Below are 19,740 nucleotides of genomic sequence, written 5' to 3' on the forward strand. Positions count from 1 at the left end.
TTCGGAAAGGTGCTGGCCGTGCGAGGCATGGCGTGGCCGGTCGCCCGGTGCGGCACCGGCCACGCCACCTCGACGGTCAGGAGACCGTGCAGGCGGAACCGTTCAGGGTGAAGGCGGCCGGCCTCGGGTTGGCGCCGGTGTGGGTGCCGTTGAAGCCGAAGCTCGTCGACGCCCCCGGCGCCAGCGTCCCGTTGTAGGACAGGTTCGACGCGGTCACCGCGGTGCCGGTCTGGGTCACGTTCGCCGACCAGGCCTGCCCGGCCTTCTGCCCGGTGTTGCCGAACGTGAACGCGAGCGTCCAGCCGTTGATCGCCGTGGTGCCGGTGTTCGCGACGGTGATGTTCGCGGTGAACCCGGTGTCCCAGGTGTTCGCCGTCCACGTCACCGCGCAGGCACCGCCCGTGGGCGGGGCCGTGGTGGTCACCGTGACGCCGGGCGAGGCGGGCGAGACGTTGCCGGCCGCGTCCACCGCCACCACTGTGAACGTGTACGTGGTGGAGGCGGTCAGCCCGGTCACCGCCAGCGTGGTGCCGGTGGTGGAGCCGACCAGGACGTTCCCGCCCCGGTAGACGCGATACCCGGTGACGCCGACCGCGTCGGTGGACGGGCCCCAGGTCAGGGTCAGACCGGTCGGGCCGACCGCCGAGGCGGTGGGCGTACCGGGCGCGGTCGGCGGGGTGGTGTCCGGCGCCGGGCCGGCCGGCGTGGTGACGCCGACGGCAGCCGACGACGCGGACCGGTTGCCGGCGCCGTCGAGCGCCCGCACGGTGAACTGGTACGTCCGCTCCGGCAGCAGCCCGGTCACGGCGAGCGTGTTGGTGGTGGCGGTCCGCAGCACCAGCGCGTCGCTGCCGGTCTGCGACTGGGTGATCTCGTACCCGGCCAGGCCGCTGCCGCCGGTGTCGGTGGACGCGGCCCAGGTCAGCGTGAGCCCGCTCGACGTGACGGCGGAGGCGACGGGCGTGCCGGGCACCGTCGGCGCGGTGGTGTCCGGGGTGGCCGGTCCGGGCTCCTCGCCCCAGACGCGTACGCCGCCGGAGTAGAGCGGCACCTTGCGGTTCGGCCCGGCGGTGGCCTGGTACGACGGGTCGTTCGCCGGATCCCAGGTGCCGCCCTCCGGCACCCCGATCTTGAACTGGACCTCCATCCGGTGCTGCGACTGACCGGCGGGCGCGATGGGGTAGCCGGTGCAGTCGACCTCGACGTACCAGATGTCGCCGGAGAACTGCTTCGCGGTCGACGGGGACGGGCAGCCCTGGGTGTAGCCGGGCGTGACTGTGACCGGGCCGGTGCCGTCGGGCCGGAAGAAGTACCGGAACTTACCGGTGGTCAGCGCCCGGGCCGGGAACGCCGACTTGTTGTAGATGATCGCCTTGAGCCCGGTGGCGCGCGGCTCGGCCTGCATCACGGTGGTCTCCACCGTCAGCTCGTCCAGGTCGGGCGTCTCGGCGACCGGGAAGCCGGCGAGCGGGCTGCCGCCGTACTCGTTCGTCAGCCGGGCCAGCGCGGAGGTGAAACCGGCGTTGTAGTCGGTGGCCACCTCGTTCATCACGTAGTCCGACCGGCTGTCGGTGTACGCGTCGTTGGCCGAGGACGGGCCGCCGACGAGCGCGCCGTAGAGCACGTGCCGGGTCTCGGCGGGCACGGTCTGGCTGTCCCACCAGGAGCCGTGCGCGGTGCGGTGGTGCGGGTTGCGCGGCGAGCCGGCGCCGAAGCCGATCTGGTAGCTGGAGTTGCGCGGGTTGTCGCCGAGCGCGTAGTTGATCTGCCGGACGGCGAAGTCGTGGTAGCGCGCCTTGCGCGTGGTGTCGGTGGTCCTGTCGCTGTAGACCAGCGCGGCGAACGCGGTGTTGGAGGCGTACCGCAGCGCGCCCCAGGAGTCGAGCACCGCCATCCCGCCGGGTGAGTAGGGCACCCGCTGCCCGTTGACGCCCACCGTCCAGTAGTCGAGCCACCGGTTGGCGTCGTCGACGTACTTCTGCTTGCCGGTCAGGTTCGCCAGCAGCACGTACGCGCCGAACTGCTTGTTGTCCCAGGCGATGGTCCACTTGTAGGAGCGGGTGGTGGACTGCGGCTCGGTGCCGAGCTTGTCGTACTCGCTCTCGGCCTTGGCCAGGTAGGTGGCGTCGCCGGTGGCCCGGTACAGCCAGATCGCGCCCCAGACCAGTTCGTCCTGGTAGCCGCTCCACGACCGGTAGAAGCTGGTCGCGTCGGTGATGCACTCGTGGTAGCTCTTACGCACGGTGTCGGCGAACGTGTAGAGCTGCTTGGCGTGGCCGAGCAGCTTGTCCGCGTAGGCCGCGTCGGTGGACCGGAAGACCATCGAGGAGGCGGCCATCGCGGCCGCCGTCTCCCCCGCCAGGTCCGCGCCGCCGCAGCTCGCGTCGATCTTGTACGCGGGCCGCGCCATCGGCATCACCTCGGCCGGGCCCCACCACTTGTGGTCGTCGTCGCCCTTGCCGACCTGACCGTAGAGGACGTTCGGGGCGGGGTGCGCCTTGACGAAGTAGTCGTTGACGAAGCGCAGGTTGTTGAGCAGGTGGGTGAGCTGGCCGGAGGCGGCGTACCCGTCGCGGTACTCGACCGCGCCCCACGCCAGCATGGTGGCGCTGAACGCCATCGGGAAGCCGAAGTTCACGTGGTCGCCGGCGTCGTACCAGCCGCCGGTGAGGTCGGCGCCGACGTCGGCGCCGTCGGTGAGCGCCGAGTCGCCCCGCCAGGACACCCGGTTCCAGGAGGGCTTGCGGCCCGACTGCTGCGCCTCGTAGAAGAACAGCGACTTCTGCAACGCCTCGGCGTAGTTGAACGCGGGCGCGGCCTGCGCGGCGGAGGCGGACGCGGGTGGCGGGGCGGCGACGGCAGCGGCCAGGCCGACGGCCAGCGCGGCGCCGGTGGCGAACAGCCGGCGGAGCCGGGACCGGCCTCCCGGCGGCGGAATCGGACGGGGCATGGCGAGCTCCTGTGGCTGGCGCCGGGCGGCAGCCGGAGCGGGGACGGGTTCGCAGGGCTCCGGCTGCCGCGTGGCGGTGGTGGTGGGGTGTCCGCGAGAGGTTCGGGAGCGCTCCCATGGACAACCGACAATGTAATGCGCCGTTCATCACAGGGGAAGACCACGCCGACCCGGGGCATCCGGGCGTACTCACGGGTAACTGTCGGGAGCTGGATCACATCATCGACACTATTCGATATAGAGCCGGTTCAGCCCCAGCTCAGCGGCATCGTCACGGTGGTGAACGCGTCTGCGAGGGCACCGGCGACGGCTCGGCCGTCCTGGCATACGAACGTACGGTTGCCCGGCCGCTCGGCCCCGCGGGACAGTACGCCTCACCTGCGGTGCCATGGATGCCGCCGCTCCCCGGACGACACTGAGGAGATCGCGATGGCTCTACGACTCGCCGAGGGCACCTCCTGGTCCGACACCCTCGCCCGGGCGGTGGCCGCCACGCCCGAGGCGTTCGGCACCGGCCCCGACGGCACCACCCTGCACAACCTCGTCCAGGGCGACTGGCGCGCGCTCGGCACGCCCACCGCCGTACGTACCCCGGTGGACGGCACCGTCCTCGTACACCTGGCCCGGCTCGACGCCGACACGGCCCGCGCCGCCGTCGCCCACGCCGCCACGGCGCACCGGGAGTGGGCGCAGACCCCGCTGGCCGAGCGCGTCGCCCGGGTCACCGACGCGCTGGACGCGCTCACCGAGCACCGCGACCTGCTCGCCCTGCTGCTGGTCTGGGAGATCGGCAAGCCGTGGCGGCTGGCCTGCGCCGACGTGGACCGCGCGCTGGACGGCGTGCGCTGGTACGTGCAGGAGATCGAGCGGATGCTCGCCGACGGCCGGGAACCGCTGCCCGGCCCGGTCAGCAACATCGCCTCCTGGAACTACCCGATGAGCGTGCTGGTGCACGCCGAGCTGGTGCAGTTGCTGGCCGGCAACGCGGTGATCGCCAAGACGCCGTCGCAGGGCGGCGCGGTCTGCCTCACCGTCGCGCACGCGCTGATGCGCCGCGCCGGACTGCCCGCCACGCTGCTGTCCGGCAGCGGCGAGGAACTGTCCGAGGTGCTCGTCCGCGCGCCGGAGATCGGCGCGGTGGCGTTCGTCGGCGGGCGCTCCAACGGCGGCAAGGTCGCCGCCGCGCTGCTCGACTGCGACAAGCGGCACTTCATCGAGCAGGAGGGCCTGAACGCCTGGGGCATCTGGAACTTCTCCCAGTGGGACTCGCTGGCCGCGCACCTGCGCAAGGGCTTCGAGTACGGCAAGCAGCGCTGCACCGCGTACCCCCGGTTCGTGGTCCAGCGCGACCTGGTCGACGAGTTCCTCGACATGTACCTGCCGGTCGTCCGCTCGATCCGGTTCGGCCACCCGCTCGCCGTCGGTGACGACTGGTCGGCCGGTGACCCGCTGCCGGAGCTGGACTTCGGGCCGCTGATCAGCGCCGCCAAGGCCGACGAGCTGCGGCGCAAGGTCGACGAGGCGGTACGCGGCGGCGCCGTGCCGCTGCACCGCGGCAAGCTGGACGGCGCGCCGTTCCTGGACGGGCAGGACACGTCCGCGTACGTAGCCCCGGCCGTGCTGCTCGCCCCGCCCGGCCGGTCCCGCCTCATGCACGCCGAGCCGTTCGGCCCGGTGGACACGATCGTCGTGGTGGACACCACCGACGAACTGCTGGCCCAGATGAACGCCTCCAACGGCGCGCTCGTCGCCTCGCTCGCCTGCGACGACGAGGAGCTGGCCGGCAAGCTGGCGGTGGACCTCCAGGCGTTCAAGGTGGGCATCAACAAGCCGCGGTCCCGGGGCGACCGGGACGAGCCGTTCGGCGGCCGGGGCGCGTCCTGGAAGGGCGCGTTCGTCGGCGGCGACCTGCTCGTGCAGGCGGTCACGGTGGGCGGTGACGGCCGGCTCTACGGCAACTTCCCCGACTACAGCAGCTACCCGGCCACCTGATCGCGCACAGACGGGCGGGGCCCCCGCATCGGGAGCCCCGCCGTGTCACCGTCCTCCGTATCGGAGGCCGGCCCCTGTGGCGCGTGACCGCGCCGGTTCCGGCCGCCGGGCCGTACCCCTCGGGTGTGCCGCGCCGTTGCGGCGCACCTCCGGGGTCCGGCCGGCGGCCGTCAGCTCAACTCGACCGCTGCGCCGGCACCGTCACCTCGGCCCGCGCGGCCGGCTCCCCCGTCGGCCGCGCGGCCAGCGGCAGCGTCGCGGTGAGCACGCCGCCGTCGCGTTCCAACGCCACCGGCCGGTCCAGCCGGCGCAGCGTCCGCAGCATCGGCGTGTTCTCGGACTGCACGTGCAGCAGCACGGCGGCGTACCCGGCCCGGTCGGCGTGCCCGACCAGGCGGCGCAGCAGCGCCGAGCCGAGGCCCCGGCGCTGCCAGTCGTCGCGGACCAGCAGCGCCGCCTCGGCCTCGTCGCCCTCGCCGAGCAGGTTCGCCATCGCCACGACCGGCTCCGCCGCCCCGCCGGAGCCCGCCGTGGCGAGCAGGGTCACGCCCCGGGCCGGCTCCAGCAGCCGGCGCAGCCGGGCCGGCGACGGGTCCGCCGCCCCGCTCAGGTAACGCCGCTGCCGGCTGCGCGCCGAGCAGGCGGCGTGCAGTTCGCGTACGCCGGGGACGTCCTCGGCGGTCGCGGCCCGCACCGACACCTCGCCGCCGTCCGGCAGCACCAGCGTGATCCGGTCGGCGTCCCGCCGGGCGAGCGTCGCCGCCAGCTCCACCAGGGCCTGCGCGCGGGCGTACTCGGCCGGGGTGAAGCTGGGCTCCCGGCGGTGCAGTTCGTGCGCGCCGCCGGCCGGATCGGCGAGCACCATCGTGGTGCCGCCCACCCCGCCCGGCCCGGTGGCGGGTGCCGGACGCCAGGTCACCGCGTCGGCGCCGAGCAGCGTGCGCAGCACCTCGCCGGTCGCCTCCGGGTCGCGGACCAGCCGCCCGGCGAGCCCGAGCAGCCGGGTCGGCTCGTCGGCCAGCCCGCGCGCCCCGCTGCGCGCGACCCAGCAGTCCCGGCCCCGGCCCCGCTCCACGGCGGCCCGCAGCTCCGCCTCGGTCACCTGCTCGGGCGCGTCGACCAGGAAGTCGTCGACCGCGCCGGCCTCGGTGGTGTGCACCTGCACGCTGAGGATGTTGACCCCGCGCAACGCGAGGCTCGCCGTGAGCACCGACAGGTAGCCCGGCCGGTCGTCCACGGTGGCTCGGATCCGCCACAGCGCCATGGTTGTCTCCCTTCCTCAGCACCGACCATGCAGTCCGCCTGTTGCCGGCCCGTTGCCCCGGGGTGACGCGGGCCGTCCGGTCAGGTGACGGTGGTCACTGGCGGCGCGCCGACCAGGTCCAGCCGGTCGCCGAGGATCACCGCGCTGGCGCGGACGAGCTGGGCGAGCCGGTCCACCTCGGTGGAGTGGAACCCGGCGGCGGCGAGCGGCTCGCTGTGGTCGCGGGCGACCACGAGCACCAGCCCGGCCCGGCCGAACGGCGCCACCGCGTAGTGGTGCCCGTCCGGGCTGGTCATGGCGCGCGCCCGCAGCGGGGTCACCTCCGGCAGGCGTGGCGGCGACGGCGCCCGCCAGCTCGCGTGCCCGATCGCGGCGACGCCGGCCTCACCGCTGCGCGAGGCCCAGTCCAGCGGTACGACGGCGGCCACCGCCCAGTCCGCCGCGAGCAGCCCGGGCACCGCGTCGACGAGCGTGGCCACCCCGTCGACCGGGTTCGCCGCCACCTGGGCGAACAGTTCGGCGTCCTGACCGGTGGTGGTGGGCGCGCCGATCGCCCGCCACACGCCGTCCACCCGGACGCCGGGGATCGCGGCCAGCCCGGCGAGCATCCGCTCCACCCGCGCCGCACCCGGCCACACCACCGTGAAGTCGTCCACCGCCCGGCCGCCGAGCCGTTCCAGCACCACCACCTGCACGATGTCCGCGCCGGAGACGCCGAGTGTCCGGGCCACCTGGCCGAGCGTGCCCGGACGGTCCGGCAGGGTCACCCGAACTCTCAGCAGCATGTCTCATCCCCTCCGCTCGGCGGGCCGGCCGAGCGGCCGGCAGGCTGGGGCCCAGCCTGCCGGTTGACCATTTCGTCCCTGTTGCAGGGGCATGTCCCGCCGGGAAAACCCGACCTTGACAACAAAGCTGAGCTGCCATCAACTAATCGGATGACCGATCCGGCCGCCGATGTCGCCGCGCCCTCGACCGGTCCCGCCCCGCGCGGGCTCGACCTCGACCGGCTCGCCGCCCACCTGGCCGTCCGCCGGCCGGACCTGAACGGGCCGCTGTCGGCGCGGCTGATCGCCGGCGGCAAGTCCAACCTCACCTACCTGCTGCGCGCCGGCGACCGCGAGGTCGTGCTGCGCCGGCCGCCGCTCGGGCACGTGCTGGCCACCGCGCACGACATGGCCCGGGAGCACCGGGTGATCTCGGCGCTCGCCCCGACCGGCGTACCGGTGCCGGAGGCGCTGCTGCTCTGCGCCGACGAGAGCGTCATCGGCGCGCCGTTCTACCTGATGGCCAGGGTCGACGGCGAGGTCTACCGGCGGCGGGAGCAGACCGACGCGCTCACCGCGGCGCAGCGGCGCGACCTCGCGATGGCGATGATGGACACGCTCGCCACGCTGCACCGGGTCGAGCCGGCCGAGGTGGGGCTGGCCGGCTTCGGCCGTCCGGAGGGCTACCTGGCCCGGCAGGTACGCCGCTGGGCCGGCCAGCTCGACCGGTCCCGCAGCCGGCCGCTGCACGGCATCGACGAGCTGCGCGACGCGCTGGCCGCCGGCGTGCCCGAGGGCGCGAACGCGGGCCGGATCGTGCACGGCGACTACCGGCTGGACAACCTGCTCGCCACCGCCGGCCCGGTGGCGGTGCGGGCGGTGCTCGACTGGGAGATGGCCACGCTCGGCGACCCGCTGGCCGACCTCGGGCTGCTGCTGACGTACTGGGACGTACTCGGCGACAGCGACCACGGCGAGGACAACCCGGTGGCCGACGGCATCGGCCCGCGCGCCGGCTTCCCCACCGGCGCCGAGCTGATCGAGCGGTACGCCGGGCGCAGCGACGTCGACGTCGGCCCGCTGCACTGGCACGTGGCGCTCGGCTGTTTCAAGCTCGCGGTGATCTGCGAGGGCATCCACTACCGGCACACGCTCGGGCAGACGCTGGGCGAGGGTTTCGACCGGATCGGCGACATGGTGACGCCGCTCGTGGCACACGGGCTGCGCGCGGTGAGGGAGAACTAGATGGAGTTCGCGTACGACGACCGGACGGTCGAGCTGCGGCAGCGGCTGGAGGCGTTCCTCACCGAGTGCGTGTACCCGGCCGAACCGGTGCACCACGAGCAGGTGCTCGCGGCCGGCGACCCGTGGGCCCGCCCGCCGGTGATGGAGGAGCTGAAGGCGCAGGCCCGGGCGCGCGGGCTGTGGAACCTGTTCCTGCCCGACGCCCGCTACGGCGCCGGGCTGACCAACCTCCAGTACGCGCCGCTGGCCGAGCTGACCGGCCGCAGCCCGCACCTGGCGCCGGAGGCGCTCAACTGCGCCGCGCCGGACACCGGCAACATGGAACTGCTGGCCGAGTTCGGCTCCGAGGAGCAGCGGAAGCAGTGGCTCACGCCGCTGCTGGCCGGTGAGATCCGGTCCGCGTTCTGCATGACCGAGCCGGAGGTGGCGTCCTCGGACGCGACGAACATCGCCACCCGGATCGTCCGCGACGGCGACCACTACGTGATCAACGGCCGCAAGTGGTGGTCGTCCGGGGCGATGGACCCGCGCTGCGAGATCTTCATCGTGATGGGCAAGACCGACCCGGACGCCGACCGGCACCGCCAGCAGAGCATGATCCTGGTCCCCCGGGACGCCCCGGGCGTGACGGTACGCCGCGGGATGCGGGTCTTCGGCTACAGCGACGCCGCGCACGGCGGGCACGCCGAGATCGACTTTTCAGACGTGCGGGTGCCGGTGGAGAACCTGGTCGGCGAGGAGGGCACCGGGTTCGCCATCGCCCAGGCCCGGCTCGGCCCCGGCCGGATCCACCACTGCATGCGCCTGGTCGGCATGGCCGAGCGGGCCCTGGAGCTGCTCTGCCGGCGCGTGCTCGACCGGGTCGCGTTCGGCCGCCCGCTCGCCGAGCAGGGCGTGGTACGCGAGTGGATCGCCGAGTCGCGGGTCCGGATCGAGCAGGCCCGCCTGCTGGTGCTCAAGACCGCGTGGCTGATGGACACCGTCGGCAACAAGGGCGCGCACACCGAGATCCAGGCCATCAAGATCGCCACCCCGCTGATGGCCGAGTGGGTGATCGACAAGGCCATCCAGGCGTACGGCGGGGCCGGGGTCAGCCAGGACACCCCGCTGGCCGAGCTGTGGGCGCAGGCCCGCACGCTACGCCTGGCCGACGGCCCCGACGAGGTCCACCGCGCCTCGCTGGCCCGCCGGGAGCTGCGCCGCCATTCCTGACCGGCTCCCCCGCCGCACGGGTCAGGCGGAGGCCCGGTGGACGAGTTCGGTGTCCAGCAGCACGTGCGGCGAGGGGACCTCCTCGCCGCGGATGCGGGACACCAGCAGCCGGGCCATCTGCCGGCCCATCTCCTCCACCGGCTGGAAGACGGTGGTCAGCGGCGGGTCGGCCTGGCGCGCGATCGGGGCGTCGTCGAAGCCGATCACCGCCACGTCCTCGGGCACCCGGCGGCCGGCCTCGCGCAACGCGCGCAGCGCGCCGAAGGCCATCAGGTCGGAGGCGACGAACACCGCGTCCAGTTCCGGGCAGGCGTCGAGCAGCCGGCGCATGGCCGCGGTGCCGCTGCCCTCGCTGAAGTCCCCGTACGCGATCAGGCCCGGGTCGACCCGGCCGCCGGCGGCGCGCACGGCCTCCTGGTAGCCGGAGAGCCGGGCCAGGCCGGCGCCCATGTCCTGCGGGCCGGCGATGGTCGCGACCCGCCGGCGGCCCTGGCGGAACAGGTGCTCCACCGCCTGCCGCGCGCCGCCCACGTTGTCCATGTCGACGAACCAGGCCGGCTGCGCGTTCGGGTGCAGCATCCGGGCCGGCCGGCCGCCGAGCACCGTCGGCAGGCCGCGCTCCTCCAGCAGCGTGGGCAGCGGGTCGGCGTCGTGCAGCGAGAGCAGGAGTACGCCGTCCACGTGCTGGTTGGTCAGGTGGTGCTCGACCCGTTCCCGCTCGATCGGCGACTGCACCATGGCCAGCCAGAGCTGCATCGGCGTCTCCACCAGCCCGGAGCTGACGCCCCGGACGATGGCCGCGAAGAACGGCTCGGTGAAGACCCGCTCCCCCGACTCGGAGACGACCAGGGCCACCGAGTCGGTCCGCTGGGTGACCAGCGCACGGGCGGCGCGGTTCGGCACGTACCCCAGCTCGGCGATGGCCTGCTGGACGGCGGCCCGGGCCTCCGGGCTGACCTGCGGCGAGCCGTTGACCACGCGGGAGACCGTGCCGCGCCCGACGCCGGCGCGGGCCGCGACCGCGTCGAGGGTCGGACGCCCGAGCGAGCGGGTGCGCTGGGTTGTCATCGTCTGTGCTCCTCCGACGGTCGGGCGGGCCCGGCACCGATTGAGGCGTCGGCGCCGGGCCGCCCGTTACTGGCTGGCCCAGCTTATTGTGCGGGCAGTCCGTTGCGTCGGATCACGTCGGCGTACCACCTGGCGCTGGACTTCGCGATCCGGGCCTGGCTGTCGTAGTCGACATAGACCATGCCGAACCGCTTCGTGTAACCCCAGGCCCACTCGAAGTTGTCCATCAGTGACCAGGCGAAGTAGCCCTTGAGCGGCACGCCGGCCTCGATCGCGGCGTGCGCCGCGCGCAGGTGCGCGGCGAAGTAGGCCAGCCGGTCCGGGTCGTCCACCCGGCCGTCGACGAGCGTGTCGACGAACGCCGAGCCGTTCTCGGTGACGTAGAGCGGCAGGTCGGTGTACTCCCGGTGGACCCGCTCCAGCGTCTCCACCAGGCCCGGGGCGTCGATCTCCCAGTCCATGTCCGTCACCGGGACACCCCGGGTGACGAACCGGACGTCCTCGCTGCCCGGCCAGCAGGACGGCGCCCGCCAGTAGGGCTCCGGCTCCGCGCCCTCGACCGGCGCGGCCACCACGTGCCGGCTGTAGTAGTTGACCCCGACCATGTCCAGCGGCGTGGAGATGGTCGCCAGGTCACCGTCGCGCACGTGCCCCATGTCGGTGACCTGACGCAGGTCCGCGACGAGGTCCGCCGGGTACGCGCCGCGCAGCACCGGGTCGAGGAAGAACCGGTTCGCCAGCGCGTCGATCCGGCGGGCCGCGTCGGCGTCCGCCGCCGACCCGGTGGCCGGGGTCACCGGGTACAGGTTGACGGTGATGCCGAGCTGCGCCTCCGGGCGGGCCGCCCGTACCGCCTGCACGGCCAGGCCGTGCCCGAGCATCAGGTGGTGCCCGGCCCGGACCGCGTCCGCGCCGTCGGAGCGGCCCGGCGCGTGCGCGCCGGAGCCGTAGCCGAGGAACGCCGAGCACCACGGCTCGTTCAGCGTGGTGAAGTACTTCACCCGGTCACCGAGCGCCTCGGCCACCAGGTGGGCGTACTCGGCGAAACGGCCGGCGGTGTCCCGGGCCGGCCAGCCGCCCGCGTCCTCCAGCGGCTGCGGCAGGTCCCAGTGGTAGAGCGTCAGCCAGGGCTCGATGCCGTGGCCGAGCAGCTCGTCGATCAGCCGGCGGTAGAAGTCCATGCCCTCCTGGTTGATCCCGCCGGTGCCGCCCGGCTGCACCCGAGGCCAGCTCACCGAGAAGCGGTACGACCGCAGGCCCAGGTCGGCCATCAGCCGCACGTCGTCCGGCATCCGGTGGTAGTGGTCGCACGCCACGTCGCCGGTGTGCCCGGCCACCGTCCGGCCCTCGGTGTGGCTGAAGGTGTCCCAGATCGACGGGGTACGGCCGCCCTCCGTCGCCGCGCCCTCGATCTGGTACGCGGCGGTGGCCGCGCCCCAGAGGAAGCCGGGCGGGAAGGTGAGGGCCGGACCGGCGTCGAGGACGCCGACGGCGGGCGGGCTTGCTGGGTTGCTCACGACTTGACGGCGCCTTCCATGATGCCGCCGATGATCTGGCGGCCGAACAGAACGAACACGACGAACAGGGGCAGGGTCGCGATCAACGTACCGGCGAAGATCTGCGAGTTGTCGGCGAAGTAGGCGGTGTTGAGGCTGCGCAGCGAGATCTGGACGGTCGGGTTGGACGGGTCCGCCAGCACCACGAAGGGCCAGAAGAACTGGTTCCACTGCTCCATGAAGGTCAGCAGGCCCAGCACCGCGGCGGCCGGACGCAGCGCGGGTGCCACCACGTGCCAGTACACCCGCCAGGTGGAGCAGCCGTCCACCCGGGCGGCCTCGATCAGCTCGTTCGGTACCGCCTGCTCGGCGTACTGGCGCATCATGAAGATGCCGAAGCCGCCGATCAGGAACGGAACGGTCACCGACGGCATGGTGTTCAGCCAGTCGAGCTTGGCCATCAGGATGTACAGCGGCAGCACGCCGAGCTGGATCGGCACCATCATCGAGGTGAGGATGATCAGCAGCAGCGCGTTCTTGCCCCGGAACCGCAGCTTGGCGAACGCGAAGCCGGCCAGCGACCCGAAGAACACGGTCGCGATGGTGATCGTCCCGGAGACCAGGAACGAGTTCATCAGGCCCTTGACGATGTTGGCGTCGCTGTTGGCGAGCACCCGCTCGATGTTCTCGCCGAGCTTGCCGCCGGGCAGGAACGGCGGCGGCCAGGAGTTCGCCGCGTCGTTCGTCCGGCTGGCGATCACGATCATCCAGTAGAACGGGAACAGGGAGAGCAGCACGCCGAAGATCAGGCCGATCATGGTGAGCGGGCTGGCCTTCCAGAGCCGCTCGGCCTGGTGTGTGGTCTTCACCGGCGGGCTCTGCCGGGTGGGCGGGCGGGCGGCGGTGGTCGTCATCTCGTCACCTCACTTGTCGGAGCTGATGCGGCGGGCGAGCAGGTAGTTGATCGCCGACATCAACGCGATGAGCACGAAGAGCACGAGCGCGACCGCTCCGGCGTACCCCCACCGGAAGCGCTGGTTCATCACGTCGAGCAGGTACATCGTGATGGTCTGGAACTGCCCCTCCGAACCGCCGGAGAGACCGCCCGAGCCGCTGGTGAACAGCAGGGGCTCGGTGAACAGCTGGAGGCCGCCGATGGTGGAGATGATCAGCGTGAAGATGATCGTGGGGCGCAGCTGCGGGACCGTGATGGACCAGAACTGGCGCCGCCGGGAGGCGCCGTCCAGCGCCGCGGCCTCGTACATGTCCTTGCTGATCGACTGCATGGCGGCCAGGTAGATCAGCGCGTTGTAGCCGACCCAGCGCCAGTCGACCATGGTGGAGATGGCGAACCAGGACGCGAAGCGGTTCGCCCGCCAGTCGATCGGGTCCAGGCCGACGCTGTCGAGCAGCCAGTTGACCAGTCCGAAGTCCTTGGCGTAGATCATCGAGAAGATCAGCGCGACCACTGCGGTCGAGGTGATGATCGGCATCGCGATGGCCATCCGGAAGAACGTCTGCGCGCGCAGCTTCCGGTTCAGCGCGTTGGCGAGCATCAGCGCCAGCAGCAACTGGGGCACTGTGGAGAGCAGGAACATGCCGAACGTGTTGACCACGGCGTTCCAGAACTGCGGATCCTCGGTGATCAGTTCGACGAAGTTGTCCATCCCGACGAAGGAGATCGTCGGGTTCAGCGGCGACCGGTCGGTCAGCGCGATCCAGACCGTGTACGCGATCGGGTACACGCCGAACACGGCGAAGATCACGAAGAACGGCAGGACGTACAGGTACGGCGAGTACTTCAGGTCCAGGCGCGTCAGTGAGGCGGCACGGCGGCGCGTGTGACGGGCGGCGCGCGGCGGGCCGGGATCGGGCGGCGCCGCGGCGTGCAGGTCGAGGCTCATGGGGAGTCCTTCTCCTCGGCCGGCGTCACCCGCCACACGGGCGAACGCCGGACTCTGCGGGCACCGCGGGTGGCGCCGGCAGCCGGGCTGCCGACGCCACCCGCGGGCGGCTCAACCGGTCACTTACCGGCGGCCGCACCGTTCTTCAGGGCCGCCTGCCACTGCTCGTCGGCCGACTTGCCCTGCTCCACGGCGCGCAGCGTGTTCTCCACGGCGGTGCGGACCGCGTTGTTCTTCGGGCCGAGGTAGACCGGCTTCAGCTCGGTGGCGCCGGCGGCGAAGATCTTGCCGACCGGGGCCTTGCTGAAGTAGTCGTTGGTCGAGTCGGCCACGGCCGGGTCGGTGAGCGCCTGCGGGTTCGAGGGCAGGTTGCCGACCGCCTTGTACGCGCCGATCTGGCCCTTGGCGCTGGTCAGGAACTTGGCCAGCTCCGCGGCCTCCTTCTGGTGCTTGCTCGACTTCGGCACGCCGAGGAAGGAGCCGCCCCAGTTGCCACCGGCGCCCGGCGCCTTGGCGATGTCCCACTTGCCGGCCGCCGCGTCACCGGCCTGGCCCTTGATGACACCGGTCATCCAGGCGGGGCAGGCGATGGTGGCGAAGGTGCCGTTCTTGAAGCCGGCGTTCCACTCGTTGGAGAACGACTGGAGGTTGTTGGACAGCCCGGCCGAGATCATCTTGGTGGTGAGCTGGTACGCGGCCTGCACGTCCGGGTTCTGGTCGATGACCAGCTTGTTGCTCTTGTCGTAGTAGGTGTAGCCGGTGCCCTGGCCCGCGATCTGCATCAGCACGACGTTGTAGAAGTTGGTCGCCGAGTCGACGAACTTGTGCTTCTTGTCGGCGGCGGCGAACTTCTGGCCGGTGGCGATGAACTCGTCCCAGGTCGGCCAGAGCGCGCCGACCTGCTCGCGGTCGGTGGGCAGCCCGGCGGCCTTGAACAGGTCGCTGCGGTAGCACAGTGCCATCGAGCCGACGTCGGTGCCGAGGCCCAGCACCTTGCCGTCGGGGGTGGTGCCCTGCTCCCACTTCCACGGCAGGAAGTTGCCCTTGAGGTCGTTCGCGCCGTGGTCGGCGAGGTTCACGAACTTGTCGGCCTGCGCGTAGAACTGGACGATGGTGCCCTCTTCCAGGGCCACCACGTCGCCGGCGCCCGAGCCGGCGGTGATCTGCTGGGTCAGGCGGGTGTTGTAGTCACCGAGGCCGAGGCCCTTGCCCCGCTCCTGGATCTTGACGTTCGTGTGCTCCGCTTCGTACTGCTTGTACAGCTCTTCGTAGCCGAAGCCCTGGTCGCCGAAGACGTCGACGACCAGGGTGATCGGGCCGCCGCCGCTGCCACTGTCGCCGCTGTCCGAGTCGTCGCCGCAGGCGGCGGTGGTGCCGAGCACGACGACGGACGCGAGCGCGATGGCCGCGAAGCGCCGACGACGGATTGGGACGCTCATCCGAGACCCCTCTTTCGGTGGTGAGGCGATATCTGCTGTGTGGTGGGGGGTGCGTGTCGCGCGGGCCGGAGCGGGCAGGAACGAGATCCGCGCCACTCCCGGGAGCGCTCCCATGAGGTTGCCGGGAGGTGACAGGGGTGTCAATAGACCGTTGGGAGCGTTCCCATTTCGTTACCGCGTCGGCGGGCGGGCCCTGTCCGAGGGCCGCGCGGTCAGCGGCGCGGGGGTCGCTTTGGTCAGCAGCGCGACGGTCGCTCGGTCAGCGGCGCGGGGGTCGCTTTGGTCAGCAGCGCGACGGTCGCTCGGTCAGCGGCGCGGGGGTCGCTTTGGTCAGCAGCGCGACGGTCGCTCGGTCAGCGGCGCGGGGGTCGCTTTGGTCAGCGGCGCGGCGGTCGCCGGTCAGCAGCAGCGGCGCAGCAGGACGGTGGCGCGGCCGGGATCGAACGCGGCCGGATCGAACGCGGGGCCGGCCCACTCCCGCATGGTCGCGTGCTCCGGATGCCCGGGGTCGGCGAGCGCGGCCAGCAGGACCACGTACCCGGCCGGACCACCCACGCCCTCCGGCGGGCAGGCCCGCTCCCCGTCCAGGCAGAGCGGGTAGCGCTCGTCCGGGTCGGCGGCGCAGCAGTCCTCCACCACCAGGTCGTGCTCCCACCAGTCGCCGAAGTCGTAGGTGTAGCGGAACCGGTCGCCCTTGCCCACGAGCGCGTCCAGCCGGACGTCCAGCTCGTCGCGCAGCGCCAGCTCGCCGTCCGGGTCGGGCTCGCCGTACTGCCGGCCGTCGACGTCGAACGAGTGCAGGTGGCAGTCGCGCCAGCCCATCGCGTGCTGGATCACCCGGTGCAGGCGGTCCAGCGTGTAGCCGCCGGGCACCAGTACCCGCCGCCACACCGGCGGCCGGACGCCGGTCAGCGACACCATGAGCTGGAAGATCTGACGCGACACGACGTCCCATCCTTCCTGGGCATAGGCTGCCTGCATGATCTGCCGAGCCTGCCGGGAACGGCGGCACGACGACTGTCCTGGCCGGAAGTGGTGCGACTGCCAGCACCGTACCCCCGAACCCACCCCTCCGGTCACCGGTCCGGCCGGCGAATGACCGTCGGAACCCCGATCGAACGGATCTGGCCCGCACCCGTCACCGGTGCGCTCACCGATCCGCAGCTCATCGCGCTCTACGGCCGCGCGGACCGCCCGCACCTGCGGGTCAACTTCGTCGCCAGCGCCGACGGCGCGGTCACTCTGGACGGCTACTCCGCCGGGCTCTCAGGCGAGCCGGACAAGCGGGTCTTCGGGCTGCTGCGGATGCTCTGCGACGGTCTCGTGGTGGCCGCCGGCACACTGCGGCACGAGGGCTACCGGGCGGTGCGGCTGAGCCCGGACCGCCGGGCCTGGCGCCGCGAGCAGGGGCTGGCCGAGTTCCCGACGCTGGTGGTCGTCTCCGGCTCGCTCGACCTCGACCCGGCGCAGGCCGCGTTCGCCGACGCCCCGGTCCGGCCGATCGTGCTCACCCACGCCGGCGCCGTACCGCCGCCCGGACTGACCGACGTCGCCGACGTGGTCCGCTGCGGCAGCGGCCGGGCCGACGGCGCGAGCCCGCTCGACGGCGCCGGTCCGGTCGACGGCACCGGGCGGGCCGACGACGCCGGGCCGGTCGACGACGCCGGGCGGGCCGGCAGCGCAGGTCCGGTGGACGACACAGGGCGGGTCGACGGCGGCGACCGGGTCGACGGCACCGGGCGGGTCGACCTCGTCGCCGGCCTGGCCGAGCTGCGCCGGCGCGGACTCGACCAGTTGCTCTGCGAGGGCGGCCCGCACCTGTTCGGCGCGCTCACCGCCGCCGACCTGGTCGACGAGCTGTGCCTGACCATGGCGCCCCTGCTCGCCGGCGCCGGTCCCGGCCGGATCACCGCCGGGGACGCCAGCGTCCCGCGTCACCTGCCGCTGCGTCACGTGCTGGCCGCCGCCGACGGGGTGCTGATGCTGCGCTACGCACGCGACGCCGCCGAGACACCGCCCGCCGGCGCCGCCCCCGCCGCCTGACGCGCTCGCGGCTCGCGGCTCGCGGCTCGCGGCTCGCGGCTCGCGGCTCGCGAGATCTTGGTAGCAAACGGCCCCTATGGGGGCGCTTTCGTACCAAGATCTCGGCGTCGTCCTGAGAAGCGGGACAGGGCTCCTGCTTTTCGGGACGGCACGTGCCGGCATCGCCGAATCGTGAATGGGGCAGGCGACGGGTGGAACGCCACGGGTGTCATCGGCCTGCGGAGACACCCGTGGTGTTCCATCGAGCGGGCGGGCCGGGTTGCACGGCGCCGGACGCCACCTCGGAAGACATCGACGGCACCTCCGGCGGTCATCGGGCGGGCGGCCCGGGAGCCGGCGGCGACAAAGCGATGCGGCGCGCGGCAGGCGGCAGGCGGCGGACGGCGTGCAGGCGCCAACCCGCGGGCGGCGGGCGGGAGCGGCGAACGGCGGGAGCGGCGAGCGGCGGGAGGAAACGCACGCATCGTGATCGGGCGGATCCGGGTGGCTACCGTTCGGCGCACGGGTGACGTGGCGTCCGCCGCGTCGCGTGGCAACCTGTCGCATCCCTCGGGCAGGATGCACGACGTGCACCGCCAACGGTACGACCAGCCGACCGGAGACCGCCGATGACCGACGACCAGCTCGACGGGCCCGGCGAGGGTGTCGGCCGGGTGCTCGGCACCGCCGACGCCACCCCGCTCACCTTCTGGACCGCGGTCGCCCCGGGCAGCTACCTGCAACTCGACGACGTGGTGGTGACCCGCCGCGACCTGCCCGACCGTGAGCCGGTGACGATCGCCGGGGTGGTGACCCAGGTGCGTGCCCGGCACGAGGGGGCGCAGTTCGACTCCGACGTCTTCGCCATCGCCGACGGCACGCTGCCGGCGCAGGTGCAGGAGGCGGCCGAGGTGACCACCACGCGGGTCGACCCGGAGTTCTACGTGCCGCCCACCCCGGGCGCCGTGGTGCACCGGGCCGAGGGTGACGCGCGGGCGCGGGCGCTGCACTTCGACCGGATGGAGCGGCGGATCCCGATGGGGATGGGCCGCGACGGCGTGCCGGTCTACCTCAACGCCGACTTCCTCGACGGCACCCGGGGCGCGCACGTGTCGATCTCCGGCATCTCCGGCGTCGCCACCAAGACGAGCTTCGCCACGTTCCTGCTCTACTCCGTGTTCCGCTCCGGGGTGCTGGGCGGCGACGCGGTCAACGCCAAGGCGCTGATCTTCAACGTCAAGGGCGAGGATCTGCTCTTCCTCGACCACCCGAACAGCCGGCTCGACGACCCGACCCGGGCGGCGTACGCGAAGCTGGGCCTGGACGCCGGGGCGTTCCCGGACGTGCGGGTGTACGCCCCGCCGCGGGTCGGCGACTCCTCCGGCACGCCTGACGTGAGCAGCCGGCTCACCGGCGTGGACAGCTTCTACTGGACGCTGAGCGAGTTCTGCGCGGACCGGCTGCTGCCGTACGTGTTCGCCGACGCGGACGACGAGCGTCAGCAGTACACGATGGTGGTCCACTCGGTCGCCGCCCACCTGGCCCGCTACGCCCAGCCGGCCGACGGCGGGGTAAGCATCGACGGGGTGCGGCTCGGCTCGTACGCCGATCTGGTCGACCACGTGGTCGAGCAGCTCAACGACGACGAGACGCGCGGCGAGTGGGCCGGCAGCGCGGTCGGGCTGGGCACCGTGAACGCGTTCGCCCGCCGGCTGATCGGCAGCAAGAAGGATCTGGGCCGGCTGATCCGGGGCGACCTGGCGACCCGCCGCCCGCACTCGATCAACACCGCGGAGAGTGCCCAGGTCACTGTGGTCGACCTGCACAACCTGCCGGACCGCGCGCAGCGGTTCGTGGTCGGCGTGACGCTCAAGAGCGAGTTCGAGCGCAAGGAGAAGGCGGGCACGGCAAAGCCGCTGCTGTTCGTCGTGCTGGACGAGCTGAACAAGTACGCGCCGCGGGAGGGCTCGTCGCCGATCAAGGAGGTGCTGCTCGACATCGCCGAGCGGGGCCGGTCGCTGGGCGTGATCCTGGTCGGCGCGCAGCAGACCGCCAGCGAGGTGGAACGGCGGATCGTCACCAACTCGGCGATCCGGGTGGTGGGCCGGCTCGACCCGGCCGAGGCGTCCCGCCCGGAGTACGGCTTCCTGCCGCCCGCCCAGCGGCAGCGGGCGCTGCTGGCCAAGCCGGGCACGATGTTCGTCAACCAGCCGGACATCCCGGTGCCGCTCTGCCTGGAGTTCCCGTTCCCGGCGTGGGCCACCCGGGTCTCGGAGGCGGGCCGCGCGCCCTCGGAGACGCTACGGTCGATCACCCAGGCCGCCGATCCGTTCGCGGTGGTCGGCTCCGGCTCCTCCGACGACGACATCCCGTTCTAGGCGGCA

General features: G+C 72.8%; 14 protein-coding genes. 5 read left to right on the forward strand and 9 right to left on the reverse strand.

Going from position 1 to position 19,740, the window contains the following annotated elements; genetic code table 11:
- Window positions 1-76: 76 nt before the first annotated feature.
- Window positions 77-2,950, reverse strand: a complete 2,874-nt coding sequence (locus ABIH81_RS30395) for a glycoside hydrolase family 9 protein (RefSeq protein ID WP_349878263.1) — start codon at window positions 2,948-2,950, stop codon at window positions 77-79.
- Window positions 2,951-3,379: 429 nt separating this feature from the next.
- Between ABIH81_RS30395 and ABIH81_RS30400 the strand changes: the two genes are divergently transcribed.
- Window positions 3,380-4,942, forward strand: a complete 1,563-nt coding sequence (locus ABIH81_RS30400; protein ID WP_349878264.1) for an aldehyde dehydrogenase family protein — start codon at window positions 3,380-3,382, stop codon at window positions 4,940-4,942.
- Between the two features lie 175 nt (window positions 4,943-5,117).
- Here the strand turns inward: ABIH81_RS30400 and ABIH81_RS30405 are convergent, their stop codons facing one another.
- Together ABIH81_RS30405 and ABIH81_RS30410 are read right to left on the reverse strand one after the other, a co-directional pair.
- Entirely contained in the window at window positions 5,118-6,206 is a 1,089-nt protein-coding gene (locus ABIH81_RS30405) for a GNAT family N-acetyltransferase (protein ID WP_349878265.1), read from the reverse strand.
- An 80-nt stretch (window positions 6,207-6,286) separates the two neighbouring features.
- Window positions 6,287-6,991 carry an amino acid-binding protein gene (locus ABIH81_RS30410; protein WP_349878266.1) on the reverse strand — a complete coding sequence of 235 codons (705 nt, stop codon included), beginning with the start codon at window positions 6,989-6,991 and terminating at the stop codon, window positions 6,287-6,289.
- 150 nt (window positions 6,992-7,141) lie between these two features.
- On the opposite strand from ABIH81_RS30410, the gene ABIH81_RS30415 reads away from it, so the two are divergent.
- Both ABIH81_RS30415 and ABIH81_RS30420 read left to right on the forward strand, forming a co-directional pair.
- On the forward strand, window positions 7,142-8,215 hold the full coding sequence (locus tag ABIH81_RS30415; RefSeq protein WP_349878267.1) for a phosphotransferase family protein: 1,074 nt from the start codon (window positions 7,142-7,144) through the stop codon (window positions 8,213-8,215).
- Window positions 8,216-9,427, forward strand: a complete 1,212-nt coding sequence (locus ABIH81_RS30420) for an acyl-CoA dehydrogenase family protein (protein ID WP_349878268.1) — start codon at window positions 8,216-8,218, stop codon at window positions 9,425-9,427. It abuts the gene before it with no gap.
- A 21-nt stretch (window positions 9,428-9,448) separates the two neighbouring features.
- Here the strand turns inward: ABIH81_RS30420 and ABIH81_RS30425 are convergent, their stop codons facing one another.
- The 6 genes from ABIH81_RS30425 to ABIH81_RS30450 form a co-directional block, all read right to left on the reverse strand.
- Complete coding sequence (locus ABIH81_RS30425; RefSeq protein WP_349878269.1) at window positions 9,449-10,495, reverse strand: LacI family DNA-binding transcriptional regulator; 1,047 nt, start codon at window positions 10,493-10,495, stop codon at window positions 9,449-9,451.
- Window positions 10,496-10,578: 83 nt separating this feature from the next.
- Window positions 10,579-12,012 (reverse strand): GH1 family beta-glucosidase, encoded by a 1,434-nt coding sequence (locus ABIH81_RS30430; protein WP_349878270.1) that lies wholly within the window; start codon window positions 12,010-12,012, stop codon window positions 10,579-10,581.
- Window positions 12,009-12,809 (reverse strand): carbohydrate ABC transporter permease, encoded by an 801-nt coding sequence (locus tag ABIH81_RS30435; protein ID WP_030503048.1) that lies wholly within the window; start codon window positions 12,807-12,809, stop codon window positions 12,009-12,011. Before ABIH81_RS30435 ends, ABIH81_RS30430 begins: the two co-directional genes overlap by 4 nt.
- A 105-nt stretch (window positions 12,810-12,914) precedes the next feature.
- Entirely contained in the window at window positions 12,915-13,895 is a 981-nt protein-coding gene (locus ABIH81_RS30440; RefSeq protein ID WP_349878271.1) for a sugar ABC transporter permease, read from the reverse strand.
- A gap of 119 nt (window positions 13,896-14,014) precedes the next feature.
- Window positions 14,015-15,334 carry an extracellular solute-binding protein gene (locus tag ABIH81_RS30445; protein ID WP_349878272.1) on the reverse strand — a complete coding sequence of 440 codons (1,320 nt, stop codon included), beginning with the start codon at window positions 15,332-15,334 and terminating at the stop codon, window positions 14,015-14,017.
- Between the two features lie 399 nt (window positions 15,335-15,733).
- On the reverse strand, window positions 15,734-16,279 hold the full coding sequence (locus ABIH81_RS30450) for a plasmid pRiA4b ORF-3 family protein (RefSeq protein ID WP_349878273.1): 546 nt from the start codon (window positions 16,277-16,279) through the stop codon (window positions 15,734-15,736).
- A gap of 150 nt (window positions 16,280-16,429) precedes the next feature.
- Here ABIH81_RS30450 and ABIH81_RS30455 point away from each other — a divergent pair, with 150 nt between their 5' ends.
- Together ABIH81_RS30455 and ABIH81_RS30460 are read left to right on the forward strand one after the other, a co-directional pair.
- Window positions 16,430-17,377 carry a pyrimidine reductase family protein gene (locus ABIH81_RS30455; RefSeq protein ID WP_349878274.1) on the forward strand — a complete coding sequence of 316 codons (948 nt, stop codon included), beginning with the start codon at window positions 16,430-16,432 and terminating at the stop codon, window positions 17,375-17,377.
- 608 nt (window positions 17,378-17,985) lie between these two features.
- Window positions 17,986-19,734: an ATP-binding protein gene (locus ABIH81_RS30460; RefSeq protein WP_043325613.1), complete on the forward strand. Its 1,749-nt coding sequence runs from the start codon at window positions 17,986-17,988 to the stop codon at window positions 19,732-19,734.
- Window positions 19,735-19,740 lie beyond the last annotated feature (6 nt).

It is taken from the genome of Micromonospora sp. HUAS YX12, assembly GCF_040215685.1.
GTDB lineage: Bacteria > Actinomycetota > Actinomycetes > Mycobacteriales > Micromonosporaceae > Micromonospora > Micromonospora tulbaghiae.

Excerpts from the sequence above, each read along its gene's own strand:
- ABIH81_RS30395 (WP_349878263.1), bottom strand. The coding sequence starts at position 2,950 with ATGCCCCGTCCGATTCCGCCGCCGGGAGGCCGGTCCCGGCTCCGCCGG.
- ABIH81_RS30400 (WP_349878264.1), top strand. The coding sequence starts at position 3,380 with ATGGCTCTACGACTCGCCGAGGGCACCTCCTGGTCCGACACCCTCGCC.
- ABIH81_RS30405 (WP_349878265.1), bottom strand. The coding sequence starts at position 6,206 with ATGGCGCTGTGGCGGATCCGAGCCACCGTGGACGACCGGCCGGGCTAC.
- ABIH81_RS30410 (WP_349878266.1), bottom strand. The coding sequence starts at position 6,991 with ATGCTGCTGAGAGTTCGGGTGACCCTGCCGGACCGTCCGGGCACGCTC.
- ABIH81_RS30415 (WP_349878267.1), top strand. The coding sequence starts at position 7,142 with ATGACCGATCCGGCCGCCGATGTCGCCGCGCCCTCGACCGGTCCCGCC.
- ABIH81_RS30420 (WP_349878268.1), top strand. The coding sequence starts at position 8,216 with ATGGAGTTCGCGTACGACGACCGGACGGTCGAGCTGCGGCAGCGGCTG.
- ABIH81_RS30425 (WP_349878269.1), bottom strand. The coding sequence starts at position 10,495 with ATGACAACCCAGCGCACCCGCTCGCTCGGGCGTCCGACCCTCGACGCG.
- ABIH81_RS30435 (WP_030503048.1), bottom strand. The coding sequence starts at position 12,809 with ATGATCGGCCTGATCTTCGGCGTGCTGCTCTCCCTGTTCCCGTTCTAC.
- ABIH81_RS30440 (WP_349878271.1), bottom strand. The coding sequence starts at position 13,895 with ATGAGCCTCGACCTGCACGCCGCGGCGCCGCCCGATCCCGGCCCGCCG.
- ABIH81_RS30445 (WP_349878272.1), bottom strand. The coding sequence starts at position 15,334 with ATGAGCGTCCCAATCCGTCGTCGGCGCTTCGCGGCCATCGCGCTCGCG.
- ABIH81_RS30455 (WP_349878274.1), top strand. The coding sequence starts at position 16,430 with ATGACCGTCGGAACCCCGATCGAACGGATCTGGCCCGCACCCGTCACC.
- ABIH81_RS30460 (WP_043325613.1), top strand. The coding sequence starts at position 17,986 with ATGACCGACGACCAGCTCGACGGGCCCGGCGAGGGTGTCGGCCGGGTG.